Below are 16,183 nucleotides of genomic sequence, written 5' to 3'. Positions count from 1 at the left end.
ATGACCACCGGCTTCTTCGCAGGTCGGGAGGCTCTTCGTCATGTGGATGTGGCGATCGGTGCCGTGGGACGGCTGGGCGGGAACGACCGAAGGACGCACGTGATCGACGTCAGCGACATCGGCGCCTTCCTCGGACTGGACGTCGGCAAGGGCGAACACCACGCCACCGCCGTCACCGCGACCGGGAAGAAGGCCTTCGACAAGCGGTTACCCAACAGCGAACCCAAGCTCCGCGAGGTCTTCGGCAAGCTGCAGGCCAAGCACGGAACCGTGCTCGTCGTGGTCGACCAGCCAGCCTCCATCGGCGCTCTGCCGCTGGCGGTCGCGAGGGACATGGGCTGCCCAGTCGCCTATCTGCCCGGCCTGACGATGCGGCGGATCGCCGATCTCTATCCGGGCGAGGCCAAGACTGATGCCCGCGACGCCTTCGTCATCGCGGACGCGGCCCGGGTCATGCCGCACACGCTCCGCTCGGTCGAACTGGAAGACGAGACCACCGCCGAACTGGAGATGATCGTCGGCTTCGATGACGACCTGGCCGGAGAAGCCACCCGGATCAGCAACCGGCTCCGCGGCCTGCTCACGCAGATCCACCCACACGTGGAACGAGTCCTCGGCCCGCGCATCCAGCACGCCGCCGTGCTCACGCTGCTGGAACGATTCGGTCCCCGGCCCAGATCCGCAAGGCCGGACGCCGCAAGCTCGTGACCCTCCTGCGGCCGAAGGCGCCGCGGATGGCCGAGCGGCTGGTCGAAGAGATCTTCACCGCGCTGGACGAGCAGACCGTGGTCGTCCCGGGCACGGATGCGGCCACGCTGATCGTCCCGAGCCTGGCCAGCTCGCTGACCGCTGTCCTTGACCAGCGGAAACTGCTGGCCGGACGGATCGAGGAACTGCTGGAGGCCCACCCTCTTTCCAAGGTCCTGACCTCGATGCCGGGCATCGGCGTCAGGACCGGAGCCAGGATCTTGATCGACGTGGGCGATGGCAGTCCGTTTCCCTCCGCCGCCCACCTCGCCGCCTATGCCGGCCTCGCCCCGGCAACCCGCAGCTCGGGTTCGTCGATCCGTGGCGAGCAACCGTCCCGGAGAGGAAACAAGCAGCTCAAACGGGCCTTCTTCCTCTCCGCGTTCGCTGCCCTGGCCGACCCGGCATCCCGCACCTACTACGACAAGAAGATCAGCCAGGGCAAGCACCACACCCAAGCCCTCCTCTACCTCGCCAGACGACGAACCGACGTCCTCTTCACGATGCTCCGCGACGGCACCTTCTACGAACCCCAAACCGCCCCACCAGCTTGACCAAACCCATAGGGCCCCCCAAGATCGCACCGTCACCGCCCCCCGCGCTGCCAGGGGCTGGCGGGATCACAGAAGTAGACCGGCATGTCGGCCGCGGCCGTGAACTCGTGGTGGCGGCCCATCTCGCTGCCTTGGTCCCAGGTCAAAGACCGTTTGAGGTGACGGGGCAGGCACCTGACGGTCTCGATCAGGGCGTCGCGGACACGGTCGGGAGCACGGCCGTTGGGCAGGTGGACCACCATGAGGTAGCGGTACTCCGCTCGACAAGGGTGCCGATGGCGGAGCCGTTGTCCTTGCCGATGATCAGATCGCCCTCCCAATGGCCCGGTACAGCCCGGTCGGCCGCTTCGGCCGGGCGTTCGCTGATCATGACCATGGGGTGCGCGTAGCGCGGCTGGCGTTGCTGGGCCCGGCGCCGGGGGCCGGCCACGCAAAACGCTCGGGGAACGCCTGCCGGGCGTCTGTCTACACTACTCAAGGCCCAATAGAGTCGATCGTCGGCTTCCGTCGACACGGCAGAATCGCGGCAGGGGGAGCGGTGAAAGTACCCGCGGGGTTGGTCGGCGCTCGCGTCACGCGCACGGCCTTCGACCACCAGGTCCGGATCAGCTTCACCGATCAGACCCCAGACGGCCGCATACGCGTCGATGGCGAACTCGTCATCGAGACACCTTTCACCCTCACAGACGCGTCGGGTCACCAGGCCCTTCTGACGCCAGCCACCGGACCGTCCTTGGCGCCGCTACTCGGCCTGTTCGACAAGGTCGTCACCGAAACCGAGGTCACCGGGCTAGGCGCCCTGTCCCTCGGTTTCGATGACGGCACTCGCCTCAGCGTCGAGCCAGACCCCGACTACGACTCGTGGAACCTTGCCGGCTCGGGAATCGATCCCGTCCTGGTAGGCCCAGGCGGCGAAACCGACTGGCAACACTGATCACCGCCGCAACCGACACCGTTGCGGCACTCAACCTGTGTTGCGACGACTGCTGAAATCTGCCGCTAAAGAGCGGGGGCACAGGTGTGTTACGAGCCGCTGCTCCCCGCGCACGCAGGGATGGACCCGTCGCGCCGGGGCCGCGCTCTCTCGCACGTTGCTGCTCCCCGCGCACGCGGGGGTGGACCCGTCGCCGCCTCGATCAGCCCCTCGCCGCCCCGCTGCTCCCCGCGCACGCCCCTTTGCCGGCCCATGGTCATCGGGGCCCGCGAACCTCGGGGGCTCCCCTGGTCCCGCCCCGGGTCGTACACGGACCGGTCGTCGGCGGGCCGGTCCTAGAATTCAGGCGATCACGTAACCAGAGGGGGGCATAACATGACTATCCGCAGGAGACGACGTACGGCGAGAACCATCGGGTTCGCCGTCGTCGCACTGGCGGTGGGCGGGCTCGTTCCAGCCCCGTCCGTCGCGGCGGCACCCGCCGCGACGGACGGGGGCGAGGCCGTCATCACGTTCGGAACACTCAGCGGCACCGGGAGCCCGGAGGGAATCGCCCTGGGGGGCGGCCGGCTCACCGTGGTGGGCTGGGCGGACACCGGAACGAAACGCGGCCTGTACGAGTACGACCTGCCGGCCTCGGGCGGCCCGGAGCCCGGCCCCCGGCGGCTGGTGCAGGGCGACTTCTACATGGACTATCCGTGCGAGGGCACGGGCGGCGAATACTCGTGCGCCGAGTTCGATTCCCGCCTGTGGGCGCTCGGAGACGGACGTGTGGGATACCGGACCCCGCTCGACCACCCGGTCGCCTACCACGAGGCCAACGGCGGGAAGGTGCCGCCCGAACAGATCCACGTCACCTCGTACGTCCCGTACGACGACGTGGTGGGCGCGTCCGGTCCGTACATCGTCGTCAGGAACGCCGACGGGCCAGGGCTGCTCGTCGACACCTTCGACGCGGCCGAGACAGGGACGGCATCCCACTCCGTGCCGGGGAGCACGGCCGCCGTCTGGGGTGACACGCTGTGGAAGCCGGGGACCACGACGGGCACGGTCAGGTCGTACGACCTGCGCAAGAAGACGGAGTCGGCCGACATCAACATCGGCTCCGCATGCGTGCCGAACGACCTGCAGGCGGTCGGCCGCTGGCTGTACTGGGGGTGCTACGCCGAGCGCCGCGCCGGGGTGTGGGACCACACGGAGGGGCGCGGCATACCGGTGCCGGTGGCGGCACAGCTGGGCGACGGCTTCGTGGTCTGGAAGGACGACGCGGCTCCCGACGGAACCCGGCTGGTGCTGAAGGACTTCCACCAAGGAGCCGGTCAGCCCGCGCCCGAGACGGTGCTCGCACAGCGGCCGTCCATCGGCGAGTGGACGGTCGACAGGTTCGGCGGACACGTCGCGTACGTCGACGAGGAGCGCCGTATCCGGGTCCCCGCGGTGACCGTGCCGCGCTCGCCGCTGGCGGTCCTGGGCACGCACACGTCGGCGTCGGTCGACCTGCGGGCGGCCTCCCCGTCGCCGTGGACCGGACTGTGGCGGCTGAGCCGCCCGGTGGCGTCCTGGAAGCTGATCTTCCGTGACGCCTACGGCAACAGGGTGCGGGAGATCGCGGGCACCGACCGCGACGGCGCCGCGATCCGCGCCACCTGGGACGGCCTCGGCACCGACGGCAGGCCCGCCGTGAGCCGGCCGCACCACTGGGAGCTGAGCACCGACCTGGGCGACGGCACCGGCCCGAAGGTGGTCAGCCGCGGCACCACGCAGGTGCTCGGCGGGCGCACCGCCCACCGCGACGCCAACGGTGACGGCCTGGGCGAGTACTACTCCATGACCGAGGGCGGCAAGCTGGCTGCGCACCGCATCGGCGCCACCGGCGGAGACTGGTCGAGCTCACCCTGGGACCCGGCGACCCGCTTCATCCCGTTCGGCGACATCGACGGCGACGGCTGCGACGACATGCTGCTGCGGACCACGGACGGCAAGCTGTGGCGGAGCGGCGGAAAGTGCGAGGGCGACTTCGCCCCGTCCTCCACCGCCGCCCCGCACGTGCAGATCGGTACGGGCTGGAACGGTTTCGACCACTTCGCCGCGCCCGGTGACTTCACCGGCGACGGCCGGCCGGACCTGCTGGCGAGGCAGACCACGACCGGCTACCTCTTCCTGTACAAGGCGAACTCGGCCGGCGGTCTGGACCCGGCGGTACGCGTCGGCACCGGCTGGACGGGGTACCGCCTGATCGGCGCGGGTGACGTCGACGGCGACGGGTACGGTGACCTGCTCGCGCGCGATGCGTCCGGTGAGCTGTGGCGGTACAGCGGCACGGGGCAGGGCACGTTCAAGCCGCGGCAGCTGCTGTTCCAGGACTGGGGCGCCGGGCGCTCCGAGATCATCGGGGTCGGCGACATCAGCGGTGACGGGCTGCCCGACCTGTTGTCACGCGACACCAACGGCAAGCTGCTGCGCAACAAGGGCGACGGCAAGGGCTCCTTCGGGGCGACCCTGACCATCGCCACGGGCTGGCAGAACTACCGGTCGCTGTACTGACCGACAGCGGGAAGACCCACCGACAGCGGGGGGAGCCACGGCGGCTCCCCCCGCTGCTCTCGTCAGTGGCCCGGCGGCTGCGGATTTGGACAGTATCGACTGGTCGTCGATGAGCCACGCGTACGGCCCGGCCGACGAAGTCCCGGTGTGGCTTCGGGCAATGACCTCGCCGGGCTCCCTGGTCCGGGAGAAGGCGCTCGGTGACTTCTACAGCACGGCCCACCGTCAGGGGGACGTGTATCCGTGTACGGCGGCCAGCCTGCCGTTTGTTCGACATGGCCGACGTGGGTTCCCTGATCGGCCGGAGCCGGTGTCCAGCCTGCAAACGATGTGAGGACCGGGCGACCGGTGCGGCACAGCGCCACGTCGAGGTCATTTGGCGGTACGCGCATGTATCGGCAGGATGTTCGAGTCCGGCGTCAGCTTTCTGGAGTTCGCCCGTGTCCCAACCCTTTCCGCACGCGCCCCAATACGGGGGTTTCCCGCCCCCTCCGTCCGGCCCTCCCCGTCCGGTGCCGCCGCCCGAGCCGCCGCGGCGGCGGACACCGGCAGTTGTGGCGGCCGTCGTCGCCGGGGCGCTTCTCGTCGTCGGCGGGGTGGTGTGGGCTGTCGGTGACCACAGGCGGTCGGACGTCGGCGCGTCTTCCGGCAAGCCTGCGGCGGCCAGTCCCTCGCCCAGCGTCCCGGCGGGACCTGTCCGTGCCGCGTCGGCGTGGGAGGTGCCGGAGCCCGAACCCGGCCCGTTCGAGCGACCGGTCTCCGCTGATGGGGCGTGGTACGTCGACGGGACGTACGTCACTGGGGTCGTGCACGGCGTGACGGGCTACGACCCGGCTTCCGGCGCGGTGAGATGGACCGTGCCGCTCACCGGTGACCTGTGCGCCGCGTCGCCGACAGCCACCAGCAGCGGGCAGATCGCCGTCTCCTACACCGCCGATACCGGGTCGAAGTCGCCGTGCTCGGGCTTCGCCGTGATCGACGCGGCCGCCGGAAAGGTGGTCTGGAAGACCACGCTCCCGGGCGTGCGAACCCGGGGACTTGGACTGAGCGTCGCGATCAGCGAGAGGACCGCGGCCGTCGGCTGGCCGCGCTCCAGCGGCACCCAGGGCGGGGGGTCGTTCGGGTTCGACCGCGCCAAGGGCACGGTGATCTGGGACAAGTCAGCACCCGGCGGGGACGGCGAGGAACACCGCAGCGCCGGCCAGGGACTCATCACCCACAGCTTCGGCCCGGAGCACGAAGACCTCGCGATGCCGCGCGAGCAGAGGTTCGGTGTCCGCGACGCCGTGACCGGTGAGGCAACGTGGCGCTACACGACGCGCGGGCTGGGGGCATGGATCGTCTCGGCCGATCCGCTGATCGTGGCCGTCGACACCGGCTTGCAGGACTTCCCTTTCGATCCGAACACGCTGCGGTCCATCTCCGCGGACGGCACCGTCCAGGCGGAGTGGACACTGCGCACGAAGGAGCTCGCCAGCGACCGCTACATTTTGGGCTGCGGGGAGCACAGCTACCGCGCCTGCGCCAGCGCGGTGACCGCCAACGGCATCCTCTACCTCGCAACGGACAACCCGGTCGGCACCAAGGGCGAGATCCACGCCTTCGACGCACGGACGGGCAAGCGCCTGTGGGCGTTCACTCCTGAAACCGATCACCGCAGTGTCGCGCTGGTCCCGCTGGCGGCGGACGCCGAGAGCGTGACCGTCATGACCCGTCCGGACAGCATGCGCGGCACGAAGGTGTACCGCGTCTCGGCGCGGGACGGATCGGCACGTCTGCTGTTCGAGACGACCAAGTCCTCGACGTTCGACTCGCTGCCCGAGGCAGACATGTACGGAAAGCACACAGAAGACCCAGTCATCTACGCCGACGGACGCCTGTTCCTCCACCGCAACGACTTCCAGGCCCCGATCGCCGCGCCCATGACCCTGGCCCTCGCGGCCACCGACGACAGCCGGTAGGCCCGCGCGGACGGTGACCGCCCGCCGGCGGTCCGCCGGGCAAGGTGACCGCCTGCCGACCGTCTCCGGAGCCCGGACGGGGAGCATGACCGCCCGGGCTCCGGTCATGCCCGACGCCCACCGTTCGGGTGACGCACGGCTGACCGGCGGACGGCGGTGGTGGGACACTGCGCCGGTGTCGGGATTCACGCGGGATACGAAGTACTACGGCGATCGGCTGGTGTACGAGCCGCTGGAGAGCGAGTGGAGCCGCTACCACGCCAATCACTGCGGCTGCGGACAGGACTGGCTGACCGCCCACGCCGTCCCCGCGGGCTTCCAGGTGCTGCCCCGGGGCAGGACCGGCTACTACGCCCTGGTCGGCCCCGGGCTGACCGAGGGGGTGGACGAGGAGGCGCTGACCACCAACGCGCTGTGGAAGGCGGTCACCGGCACGCCGGGGACGCAGGGCTGGTACGAGACCGTGCACGTCGTCTGCCGCGGTAAGCAGGCCGAGGCCGCACGGAAGGCCGAGAACCAGCGCATCTACGGGCCCCGGCGCGAGCGGGCGGAGAAGGCGAAGAGGTTCAGCCGTTCTTGCCCCGGTCGAACCACATCGTCGCGACCGTCGACAGCAGACCGGTCCAGAACAGCACTTGCGGGAATGTGCGTTCCGTCCACGGGATCTGGGTGATCAGCATGGCGCAGACCATGGCCCACGCTGCCTGGGCCAGGACGACACGGGCCCAGGGGCGGCGCCGTACGAGCGAGCGCAGGTTTACGCGGACGCCGGCGCCCAGCCGCCGGTACCTCAGCAGGGCGCCCAAGGCCCACACGATGGCCATGGGGATGAGGTCCCAGAGCCGCTGGCCGAGCGGCAGCGGCAGCTCCCGCTGGGTCTCGCCTTGCGTTGGGAACAGGTCGATGCTCACACCGGCAAGGGCCAGGCAGAGCAGGGCGAGCCAGCGCAGGCCGCGCAGCAGACGGTAGGAGGCGTCGTCCAGGCCGCTACGCATCGATGCGGAGTGCGGGGCGGTGGCGAGCGCGTCGGCGTACAGGGTGGCGGCCTGTGCCGCCTTGACGCCGGGGGCGGTCGCCGCCTTCTCCGTCCGCCGGGCCAGGGCGTGCTCGTGCTGCGGGTCGAGCCGGAGGATGGCCCCATCGAGCTGGTCGGTGGCCGTCCGGTTGCCGGACCTGTCCGCGATCAGCCACGCCACCTCGTATGCGTAGACCTCCTCGGGGCCCAGCCTGATGGCCTCTTGGGCCAGTTCGCCGGCCTCCCGCAGGGCGGCGTCCTGGTCTTCGCGTCTGACCTGTCCGCCGTTGGCCTACGCGGAGCGGATCACCCTGATGCGCCACAGCCAGTCGGCGAGCAGCGCGTAGCCGTGCCAGTGGTCGGGGGCGAGGCGGATCACCTCGCGCAGTATCCCCTCAGTCTCCGGGAAGCGGCACGCGGCGCGCAGGGCGTGCGCGTGTATGACGAGGGCCCCGATGTCCTCGGGGTCCAGGGCCAGCGCCCGCTCCGTCGCCTGCAGGGCCTTCGGCCCGTCCTTGTCGTCCCCGAGATGGCTGCGGGCGAGCTTGACCCAGGCCCGGACGTCCTCCGGGTCCTCCGCGAGCCGCCGGGCCAGCAGCTCCCTTGCCTCCTCGTACCGCTTCAGGTCGATGAGCAGGTCGGCCCGCTCCACGGCGGGATGCACGGCGGTGGTCACAGCTTGCGCCTCTTCTTCAGGTACGCGACCAGGTCGTCGTACATTCCGCCCTCGTTGGCGAACATCGCCACGTTCCGCGCGGAGGCGAACCACGGCTCGGCCGACGGGACGACCTCCTTCGCGGCGGCCAGCAGGTCTTTCATGCCGATTATCCGTACGGTGCCGGTGCGCGCCGAGTCCAGCAGCGCCCGCTCGGCCGCCGCCTCGCAGACATAGGCCAGGTCCGCGCCGGAGAGACCGTCGGTAGCATTGACCAGTCTGTCCAGGTCGACGTTGTCGATGGGACGGTCTTGCAGGTGGTAGCGGAGGATCGCCTCGCGGGCGGCAGCGTCGGGCGGCAGGACAAGGATCGTCCGGTCCAGTCGGCCGGGGCGGCGCAGGGCGTTGTCGACGTCCCAGGGCACGTTGGTGGCGGCCAGCACGAACACGCCCTCGTTCGTCGCCGAGTCGATGCCGTCCAGCTCGGTGAGCAGCTGGTTGACCGTGTTGCGCATCCCGCTGTGCGCGGTGCGGCTGCGCTTGGCGCCGAGGGCGTCCAGCTCGTCCAGGAAGACCACGCAGGGCGCCTGGCGACGGGCGGTCTCGAAGAGCTCGTGCATGTTGCGCTCGGAGTTGCCGATCCACATGTCCAGCACGTCGTTGACCGACACGGACAGGAACGCGGCGCCGAGTTCCCCGGCGACGGCGCGGGCTATGAACGTCTTGCCGCAGCCGGGCGGCCCGTAGAGCAGCAGTCCGCCGCGCAGACTCTTGCCGTACAGCTTGCGCAGCTCTGGGTTGCGCGTTGGAGCGAGAAACGCGGCCTCGAGGCGGTCCTTGACGTCCTGCATACCGCCGACGTCCGCCAGCCGGACGGTGCCACGCTTCTCCACGTCCCACGCCCTTGGCGCCGGCCAGATCGTCCTGCCCGTCCGCGCGGGCCGGTGCCTCGACGAACCGCGGCGGCACCACGTCCCCGGTCTGTTCCTCGGCGGCCTGCCAGTCGAACCCCGGTTGCCGATCCGGGGGTTGCGTCGGCGCCGGGGCCAGCGCGCCCATCGCCCGGGTCATCAGGTCCCGGGCCTGGGCGTGACCGGGCGCGTGCTGAAGCGCGACGGCCGCCTCAGCAACGGCGGCTTCCGACCGGCCCGCCTCCAGTAGGAGCTGGGCCAGATGCAGCCGCAGGGATACGTCTGCGGGAACGGCAGCGACGGCGGTACGCAGACTCTGTATGAGAGGGGAGTCGTCCGACATGATCCACAGACTACGCCCGCCTTACGGCACCTTCGGGATGCATCCAGCCGCCCCCGGACCAGCGGGCCACTCGGAGTCGGGGCACGGTTAGCAGCGAGCTCGAAGCCCAGCTCCTTCCACGGGCGGCGGGTCTCCCCGCCCGTCGGAGTCGGCAGGCGGCTCACCAGTGTGTCAGGATGCCCAGTCCGCAAGACCCATGTGCCTTTTCGGGGCGGTGAGCATGTCTGCAGCGCAACAGCATGGTCACCGTGTTCTGGCCCCGCGAGATCAGCACGGCTGCAGAGCTGCGTGGATACGCTCCCGGCTGTCTGCCGTGGCCCCTCCAAGTGGCGCCGTGCTGAGCTCTGCGTGCAGCTCGCGCAGCCGGTCACCGACACGGGTTGAGTTCACGGCCCCCATCAGTGTCAGGGCCTTGCCGGTGGCGGTGTCCGCCGCTTCCGGCTGCCCGGCGCGCACATAGGCCCGAGCCAGCGCGATCTGGTCGAACGCGCGGCTGCGGACGCGCTCGGTCGGCCGCCTGACCGTCCCCGACGTGATGAGGTCGATCGCCCTCTCCGCCCTCGCGGGCGCGTGCTCGGCGGCGATGAACTCGCATACCCCGGCCGTGACGTGGAACTCCGCGGCGTCGAACCAGGCGGCCCAGCTTGGGGTCGGAGTGCCGGCGTCGCTGTTGAGGGCGGTTTCGGCGGCCGTGGTCGCCCGCTGCATGTCTTCCACGTTGCCGAGCACGGCGTGGCAGCGGGCTTCGAGGGAGCACAGCAGCGCGCGGAGCCGTCCGGGCGGGAGCTTGCGGGTGCCGTATTGGGCGGCCTGCACGAGCTCCAGTGCGTCTTCGGCGTGGCCGAGGTGGTTGGCCTGGCGGGCGAGGCAGTTCAGCAGGTGCCCGCCGATGCCCGCGCCGTGGCGACCGGCCTGTTTGGCGGCTTGAAGGCCGAGGAGGAGATAGTGCTGAGCGTTGTCGTGGACGCCGGCGTCGTGGGTCATCCACCCGGCGACGCTGGCGAGCTCAGCGCGGTGCCGGCAGCGCAGCCATAGGCCGACGGTTCTCCCCCTGGCCGGCAACCCGCCACACCGGCCGCTTCGTCCCGTGCTCGGTCAGTTGCGACAGGGTCGTCGTCGCCACGGCGATCCGCCCGATCGGCCGGGCACGGTCGTGGAAGGCGGCCTCCCTCGTTTCCGTGGCCGCGCGGCGTGGGGCGGGCGCGAAGACGAACAGCAGCGGCAGGAAAGGCCGCTCCAGCGACGACCCGGCGTAGGTCTCCTGCCAGTGGGAGCTCGGAGCGCGGGCGGCGCTGAGCCACCCGGCAGCCGTTCGGGGCGGTACGGGCGAGGCGGAGTGCCCGGAATGCAGGGCCGGCGTCTGCCCCACCAGTGTTGGTCATTCGGACACGGCTCCGGAGAGGGGCCGGGACCGTCGCAGTGCTGCGGCTGCCGGGCCGGCCTCAGGCGAGCTCGATGGTCACAATGCCGTACACAACGTAACCGACCGCGCCGAGGATCAGCAGCCCCAGCCGGAGAGCCGAGAGCGTGCACCCAAGGCGCCGAGGGCCGTCCTTCGCGGACCGGACCCGCGGCGTGGTGGCCGCGAGGGAACCGAGCAGCAGGAGCGCGCCCGCGAACCAGACGAGAGCTGCCGGGGAGGACGGCTCGCTGGACTCCCCGTAATCCTCGGTGATGCCCGGGAGCAGCAGGCCGATGCCGCACAGAATGAGCGACGCCAGGCAGGTGATTCCGACATCGAACGAAAGCGTGACGGCCCAGCCGACGGACAGCCTACGGCCGGGCTGGTTGAGCGTGTCGTCTTGCACAGATGTCTCCGTGAGTGAGGGTCGCGCCGACGGGCCCGGGGTGGCGGATGACTGCCCCGAGCCCGCCGGAGCAAGGGATCTTACGCGTCAGCGCATGGCCAGTTTTCCGTTGCGCAGCGCCTTCTTGCAGCGCTTGCAGGCGGCGTCGTGCGCGCCCGACCGCGTCCACGCGGTGATTTGTGAACCGATCTGACGGCCCACCTTGTTGTTGTGGTAATCCACTTGGGAGTCACGCCGCTGGGCCTTGTTCTTCGAGTTCTTGTGCTTGACCTCATGGGCGTCTCCGAAGGCCTTGGCGATCGTCCAGCCGAAGTCCCATACGAGGATGGCCTGCCAGATGCAGTGCCGGTAGGCGTTCTGCTTGTTGGAGTTCTTGTAGGCTTTCTTCGCCGTCTTCGCGGCCCAGTAGCTGTCGTCGGCCACACCCCAGCAGGCCCACCAGTACCACAAGTAGGCCTTTCCTTCGTGCCAGATGTCGTTGATGCTGAACTCGCCGCTGATGTCCTTGCAGCCGACCGGGTCGCCGGAGCAATAGTCATAGGCGTTGGCGTTGCCGCCCTCGACCGGGTCCACCGAGGTGAACCGGCCGGTCGCGGGGTCGTACAGACGGGCACCCATCAGCGTCAGACCTGACAGGGTCTCGCTGGAGCGCTGGTCGCGCCCGAGCCAGCCGTAGCGGATGGGCTTCTGGCCCGCGCGCGCTTGGCCGTACTCGTCGGTGTCCAGGGCGACGGGGGGCTTGGAGGTGTCGAGCGGGAGCTGGAGTGCGACATCTCCGTGGACGGAGGTGAGCTGCAGGACGGTGTTACCCGTCTTGCCGGTGGTCGCCGCGAGCCCGCCGCCCAGTGAGTCGACATTGCGGGTCAGCAGCCCGGTGGTGGCGTCCTCGACGATCCACCGGGGGTTGTCGGAATCGCCGTCGTAGTGGTTGGTGCGGGATGCGGTCTGCGTCCAGCTGGTGCCGTCGCTCGTTTCGGCCGTCCACGACCTGAAGCGGTGGGCGGCGTCCAGCTGCCAGGTCTGGCGCTTGCCGCTCACGGACTCCCGGTACGCGAGGTCGTGAGCGTAGTACGCGATGCCGGTGCCGCCGGGCTTGGCGGTCGCACGGCCGAAGGGGTCGTACGTGTATCCGGTGTCGACAAGACGGTCCGCGGTGTCGTAGGTGTGCGTCCGGGGGGTTCCTCCGGTTGCCGGGCAGTCGAGGCCGGCGGTGGCCGTGGCGGTGGTCAGCGAGGTGCGGTTGGTACGGTTGTCGAAAACGTACGTCCGCTTGGTGCAGACGGTGTTCGCGGTGTCCTCCACCGTGGAGAGCCGCCCGGCCGCGTCGTACCGGTACGTCTGGTCGGACCAGCCGGCGTGGGTCGTCGACTGGCCGTGGACGGAGTTGGTGACGGTGTCCGAGTAGACCAGCACACCGTCGCTGTCGCGGGTGTACTTCCGTTCCGTCTGCGATCCCGTGGGATCCTCGACCGTCTTGAGGGTGTAGCCGCCGGGCAACTGCTCGCTGCGGACCGTGCCGTCAGCGCTGTACGTGGCGGTGAAGGTGCCTGCCACCGAGTCGGTGATCTTAGTGGCCAGGCCGCGCGGCTCACCGACCTGGTCGTAGGTGAAGGTGCGGGTACTCGGGATGTTGTCGCTGACCTGCGCGGGGCGGCCGAGCGTGTCGTAGGTGACGCTGGTGGTGCCGCCGTCCGCGTCGGTGTACGAGGTCTGGCGGCCCAGCTTGTCGTACGCCTTGCTGATAGTGCCGCCGGTCGGTGAGACTGACTTCACCGGGCGTCCGGTGGCGGTGTCGTACTCGGTGGTGACATCGGGGACGGCCTGTCCCGCGGTATCCGTAACCTTGACCGTGGTGGGCCGGCCAGCCGCGTCATGGGTGTTGGTGAGGGTGCGGGTCGCTCCGTTCGCCACCTCCGTGACCTTCGCGGTGTTACCCCACCAGTCGTACTCGGTGGTCCTGGTGGCGCGCTGGGCGGGATTGCTTCCGCCGCCGGTGATGGCACCGGCGGGGCCGGTGGAGCACACCATGTCGGCCCACTCCGGCCGGCCGGCACAGGTGCCGGTGCCGGTGTGCCGGTCGCAGACCAGTAGGTGGTCACCGTCGTCGCTGCGTCGGTCCCGGTGCCGCCCGGGGCGATGTTCTTGGTCTCGCGGCCCTGGGAGTCGTACTCGGTGGTCGTGGTGATCGCCAGCCCGGCCGGGTCCTGGATCTCCTTCAGGGGAAGTCCCTTGGCCCAGTCGTAGACGGTCTCGCTGACGCGCCTCTCGGCGTGCACCGACGGGTGCTCGCGTACCTGCGCGCCCACCGTGCGCTTGGTGACCTGGTCGGCGATGGTCGCGGACCTGTCGGTCGGCCGGCCCGTATCGTACTCGGCCACGGTCCACGCGCGTGCGGTGACGGATGTGCCCGCTGCCACCAGCGTAGCCGTACCGCTCTTCAGGTCCTGGGTGAGGGTCACCCGATGCAGCGGACCGAAGCCCTCCAGCTCGCGGGTGCCGGTGCTGTTGTGGACCGATCGCGTCGAGAGCAGCTCGGCGCGCTCGGCGCTAGGGAGTGAACCGATGCCCAGGTCGGCCTGGACGGCCGTGGCGTCCGCGGACAGGCCGAGGGCGAGGGCGCGATTGGCCGCCGACAACTCTCGGACGGTGTTGCCGAACCGGTCGTACTCGGTGGTGCTGATGTGGCCGCCCGGCGCGGCGGTGTTCACCTTCCGGGCTGATGCGCTCAGATAGTGGACAGAGGCCCTGCGGTAGTCCCCGGCGGCGAGTGCGCTGCCGGAGTTCGAGGACGGAACCGAGTCGGGCGGAAAGACCGCCGTGGCGTCGGTGGGCAGGTCCGTCTGCCCCCATGCCTTGACGTCCGCAGCGCCCATCTTGTGGGGGGCGGCGGAGCCGGTGAGCGGGACGTCGTAGACGACGCTGTGAACGGCGTCCGCCTCCACGACGTCCGTAGTCCCCTGCTTGAGGGTCGCGCGCGCGGCCTTGAGCAGCATGCCCGGGCCTGCCGACGAGCCTGAACCCGCCGTCCCGTAGGTGAACTTCCAGGGGAGTTCGCCCGGCGCGGTGATGGAGTCAACCCGGCCGCTCACGTCGTAGGTGTACGCGGTTTTCAGCGCTGGCGAGACCTGCGGATTCCAGGCCTGGGTCAGCTGCCCCGCCGTATCGCTGGTCCTGCACTACCTGAGGGACTGGGGGCCGACGCTGGCCGAGTTGCGGCGCGTGCTCAGGCCCGGCGGCCGACTGATCGCGTCGGTGGACCACCCGTTCGTGGCCTACACGATCCAGGAACCTCGGCCCGACTACTTCGCGACCACCAGCTATACCTTCGACTGGACGTTCGGCGGGCAGACCGTCCCGATGAAGTTCTGGCGCAAGCCGTTGAACGCGATGACCGATGTCTTCGCCACCGCCGGCTTTCGCCTTTCCACCATCAGCGAGCCGCAGCCCGACCCGGCCGCCCGTGAACTCTTCCCCGACGGCTTCCACGACCTTTCGGCCAAACCCTGCTTTCTGTTCTTTGTGGCCGAGGCGCCGCCTTCGGCCACCGGCTCGGACGACTAGCTTGCTGGCCATGACGTTGGTGACGCGCCACGTCGATGTTGACCTTCGGGTTGGTTGAAGCTTGATGATGGCGAGGTGCCAAATTCCGAGCTGATGCCGATCGGCGTCTTTGCCCAGCGCAGTGGCCTGACCTCCAGCGCGTTGCGGTTCTACGCCGACTCCGGGCTGCTGCCGCCTGCCGACGTAGACCCGGTCACGGGCTACCGCTACTACGCGGCCGCCCAACTGGAGCGGGCGACCACGCTGCGCCAGCTCCGCGAGATCGCCATGCCGCTGGCTGCGGTCGAGGCGGTCCTTGCTGCCGGGGCGGACGAGGCGGCACGGCTGCTCGACGAGCATGTCGCCAAGATCGAAGGGGATGCGGCGGCGGCGCGGCGGAAGGCGGCGGTCATCAAGTCCGCGCTTGGCGGCAACGTGCCCGGTCTGCTGATCGCCACGCTGAAGGGTCCCGTGCTGGCAGATGCGATCGAGCAGGTTCTGACCGCGACCGCGCACGAGCCGGGAATGGCGGTGCTCGCCGGCCTGCACATCGAGGCGAGTGACGAGGCAGTCGCCCTGACGGCGACCGACCGGTACCGGCTCTCCACTCGGACCCTGGTGCCAGCGCGGCCAGCGGAGCAGACCTGGGCCGGCACGGTCGACGGCGACGACCTCCGGGCTGCGGTGGCCGACGTCCGGCGCAGTGCGCTGATCTGCATCGAAGCGGTGCCGCACGGGATCTGGCTGCGAATGCGCGAGCGGGAGGACCGGCACTGCCGGACGTTGCCTGAGGAGTTTCCAGACCACCGTCTGATGCATGAGTCCCTGGACGAGGTCACCACCCGCGCGACGGTCTCGAAGGACCTGCTCCTGCGGGTTCTGGAAGAGCACCCCAGTGAACACGTCGTACTACACCTCACCGATCAGAGCGTGAACGTCCGGTCCCCGAACGACGAACACCCCGGAATCCCGCTCTCCGCCACGGTGACGGGGGAGGCCCTCCAGATCCGGTTCGAAATGACCACGCTCTATCCCGCCGTGAGCACGGCGATTGGCCCCGACGTGATGCTCGACCTGAGGGGACGCGACCAGCCCGTCACGATCCGCTCCGCCGACCGCGGCGATCTCACCACCCTCGCCATGCCCATCCAGTTCGACCACTCAGCCTGAG

11 protein-coding genes and 5 pseudogenes are annotated in these 16,183 nt (G+C 70.0%); 7 read left to right on the top strand and 9 right to left on the bottom strand.

Annotated elements, in window-relative coordinates; genetic code table 11:
* Nucleotides 1-99: 99 nt before the first annotated feature.
* Nucleotides 100-1,301: pseudogene (locus tag ABD347_RS07855) on the top strand (IS110 family RNA-guided transposase).
* A gap of 41 nt (nucleotides 1,302-1,342) precedes the next feature.
* Here ABD347_RS07855 and ABD347_RS07850 read toward each other — a convergent pair.
* A pseudogene (locus ABD347_RS07850) lies at nucleotides 1,343-1,695 on the bottom strand (IS30 family transposase); the annotation flags it as partial.
* Nucleotides 1,696-1,839: 144 nt separating this feature from the next.
* Between ABD347_RS07850 and ABD347_RS07845 the strand changes: the two are divergent.
* The 4 genes from ABD347_RS07845 to ABD347_RS07830 all read left to right on the top strand — a co-directional run bounded on the left by ABD347_RS07845 (nucleotide 1,840) and on the right by ABD347_RS07830 (nucleotide 7,413).
* Entirely contained in the window at nucleotides 1,840-2,235 is a 396-nt protein-coding gene (locus tag ABD347_RS07845; protein WP_344358173.1) for a DUF6188 family protein, read from the top strand.
* A gap of 375 nt (nucleotides 2,236-2,610) precedes the next feature.
* Nucleotides 2,611-4,779: an FG-GAP-like repeat-containing protein gene (locus ABD347_RS07840; RefSeq protein WP_344358170.1), complete on the top strand. Its 2,169-nt coding sequence runs from the start codon at nucleotides 2,611-2,613 to the stop codon at nucleotides 4,777-4,779.
* A gap of 275 nt (nucleotides 4,780-5,054) precedes the next feature.
* Complete coding sequence (locus ABD347_RS07835; protein WP_344358278.1) at nucleotides 5,055-6,740, top strand: outer membrane protein assembly factor BamB family protein; 1,686 nt, start codon at nucleotides 5,055-5,057, stop codon at nucleotides 6,738-6,740.
* 175 nt (nucleotides 6,741-6,915) lie between these two features.
* Nucleotides 6,916-7,413, top strand: coding sequence for a hypothetical protein (locus ABD347_RS07830; protein WP_344358168.1), 498 nt, complete (start codon nucleotides 6,916-6,918; stop codon nucleotides 7,411-7,413).
* Here ABD347_RS07830 and ABD347_RS07825 read toward each other — a convergent pair.
* From ABD347_RS07825 to ABD347_RS07795, 8 genes and pseudogenes are all read right to left on the bottom strand, one after another.
* The gene (locus ABD347_RS07825; protein ID WP_344358166.1) at nucleotides 7,307-7,936 is read right to left on the bottom strand and encodes a hypothetical protein; all 630 of its coding nucleotides are present in this window, start codon (nucleotides 7,934-7,936) and stop codon (nucleotides 7,307-7,309) included. The genes ABD347_RS07830 and ABD347_RS07825 overlap by 107 nt on opposite strands.
* A 111-nt stretch (nucleotides 7,937-8,047) precedes the next feature.
* Nucleotides 8,048-8,431, bottom strand: coding sequence for a tetratricopeptide repeat protein (locus ABD347_RS07820; RefSeq protein WP_344358163.1), 384 nt, complete (start codon nucleotides 8,429-8,431; stop codon nucleotides 8,048-8,050).
* A pseudogene (locus tag ABD347_RS07815) lies at nucleotides 8,428-9,664 on the bottom strand (ATP-binding protein). Before ABD347_RS07815 ends, ABD347_RS07820 begins: the two are co-directional and overlap by 4 nt.
* A gap of 267 nt (nucleotides 9,665-9,931) precedes the next feature.
* A complete protein-coding gene (locus ABD347_RS07810) occupies nucleotides 9,932-10,648 on the bottom strand; it encodes an NsdA family TPR-like regulatory protein (protein ID WP_344358161.1) in 717 nt (238 codons plus the stop codon).
* Nucleotides 10,649-10,670: 22 nt separating this feature from the next.
* Complete coding sequence (locus tag ABD347_RS07805) at nucleotides 10,671-11,033, bottom strand: hypothetical protein (RefSeq protein WP_344358159.1); 363 nt, start codon at nucleotides 11,031-11,033, stop codon at nucleotides 10,671-10,673.
* Between the two features lie 73 nt (nucleotides 11,034-11,106).
* Complete coding sequence (locus tag ABD347_RS07800) at nucleotides 11,107-11,472, bottom strand: hypothetical protein (protein WP_344358157.1); 366 nt, start codon at nucleotides 11,470-11,472, stop codon at nucleotides 11,107-11,109.
* An 87-nt stretch (nucleotides 11,473-11,559) separates the two neighbouring features.
* Nucleotides 11,560-11,973 carry a DUF6973 domain-containing protein gene (locus ABD347_RS30620; protein WP_425575602.1) on the bottom strand — a complete coding sequence of 138 codons (414 nt, stop codon included), beginning with the start codon at nucleotides 11,971-11,973 and terminating at the stop codon, nucleotides 11,560-11,562.
* Nucleotides 11,959-14,636, bottom strand: a pseudogene (locus tag ABD347_RS07795) (RHS repeat-associated core domain-containing protein); the annotation flags it as partial. The gene ABD347_RS30620 and the pseudogene ABD347_RS07795, both read right to left, overlap by 15 nt.
* Between ABD347_RS07795 and ABD347_RS07790 the strand changes: the two are divergent.
* Together ABD347_RS07790 and ABD347_RS07785 are read left to right on the top strand one after the other, a co-directional pair.
* Nucleotides 14,635-15,033 (top strand): annotated as a pseudogene (locus ABD347_RS07790) (class I SAM-dependent methyltransferase); the annotation flags it as partial. The pseudogenes ABD347_RS07795 and ABD347_RS07790 sit on opposite strands and share 2 nt — an antisense overlap.
* Before the next feature lie 75 nt (nucleotides 15,034-15,108).
* Nucleotides 15,109-16,182, top strand: coding sequence for a DNA polymerase III subunit beta family protein (locus ABD347_RS07785; RefSeq protein WP_344358275.1), 1,074 nt, complete (start codon nucleotides 15,109-15,111; stop codon nucleotides 16,180-16,182).
* The last annotated feature ends 1 nt before the right edge of the window (nucleotide 16,183 follow it).

The sequence above is a fragment of the Streptomyces gobitricini genome, assembly GCF_039532985.1.
Taxonomy (GTDB): domain Bacteria; phylum Actinomycetota; class Actinomycetes; order Streptomycetales; family Streptomycetaceae; genus Streptomyces; species Streptomyces gobitricini.
This window is presented reverse-complemented; position numbering and strand designations above follow the sequence as displayed.

Excerpts from the sequence above, each read along its gene's own strand:
- ABD347_RS07840 (WP_344358170.1), top strand. The coding sequence starts at position 2,611 with ATGACTATCCGCAGGAGACGACGTACGGCGAGAACCATCGGGTTCGCC.
- ABD347_RS07835 (WP_344358278.1), top strand. The coding sequence starts at position 5,055 with ATGGCCGACGTGGGTTCCCTGATCGGCCGGAGCCGGTGTCCAGCCTGC.
- ABD347_RS07810 (WP_344358161.1), bottom strand. The coding sequence starts at position 10,648 with ATGACCCACGACGCCGGCGTCCACGACAACGCTCAGCACTATCTCCTC.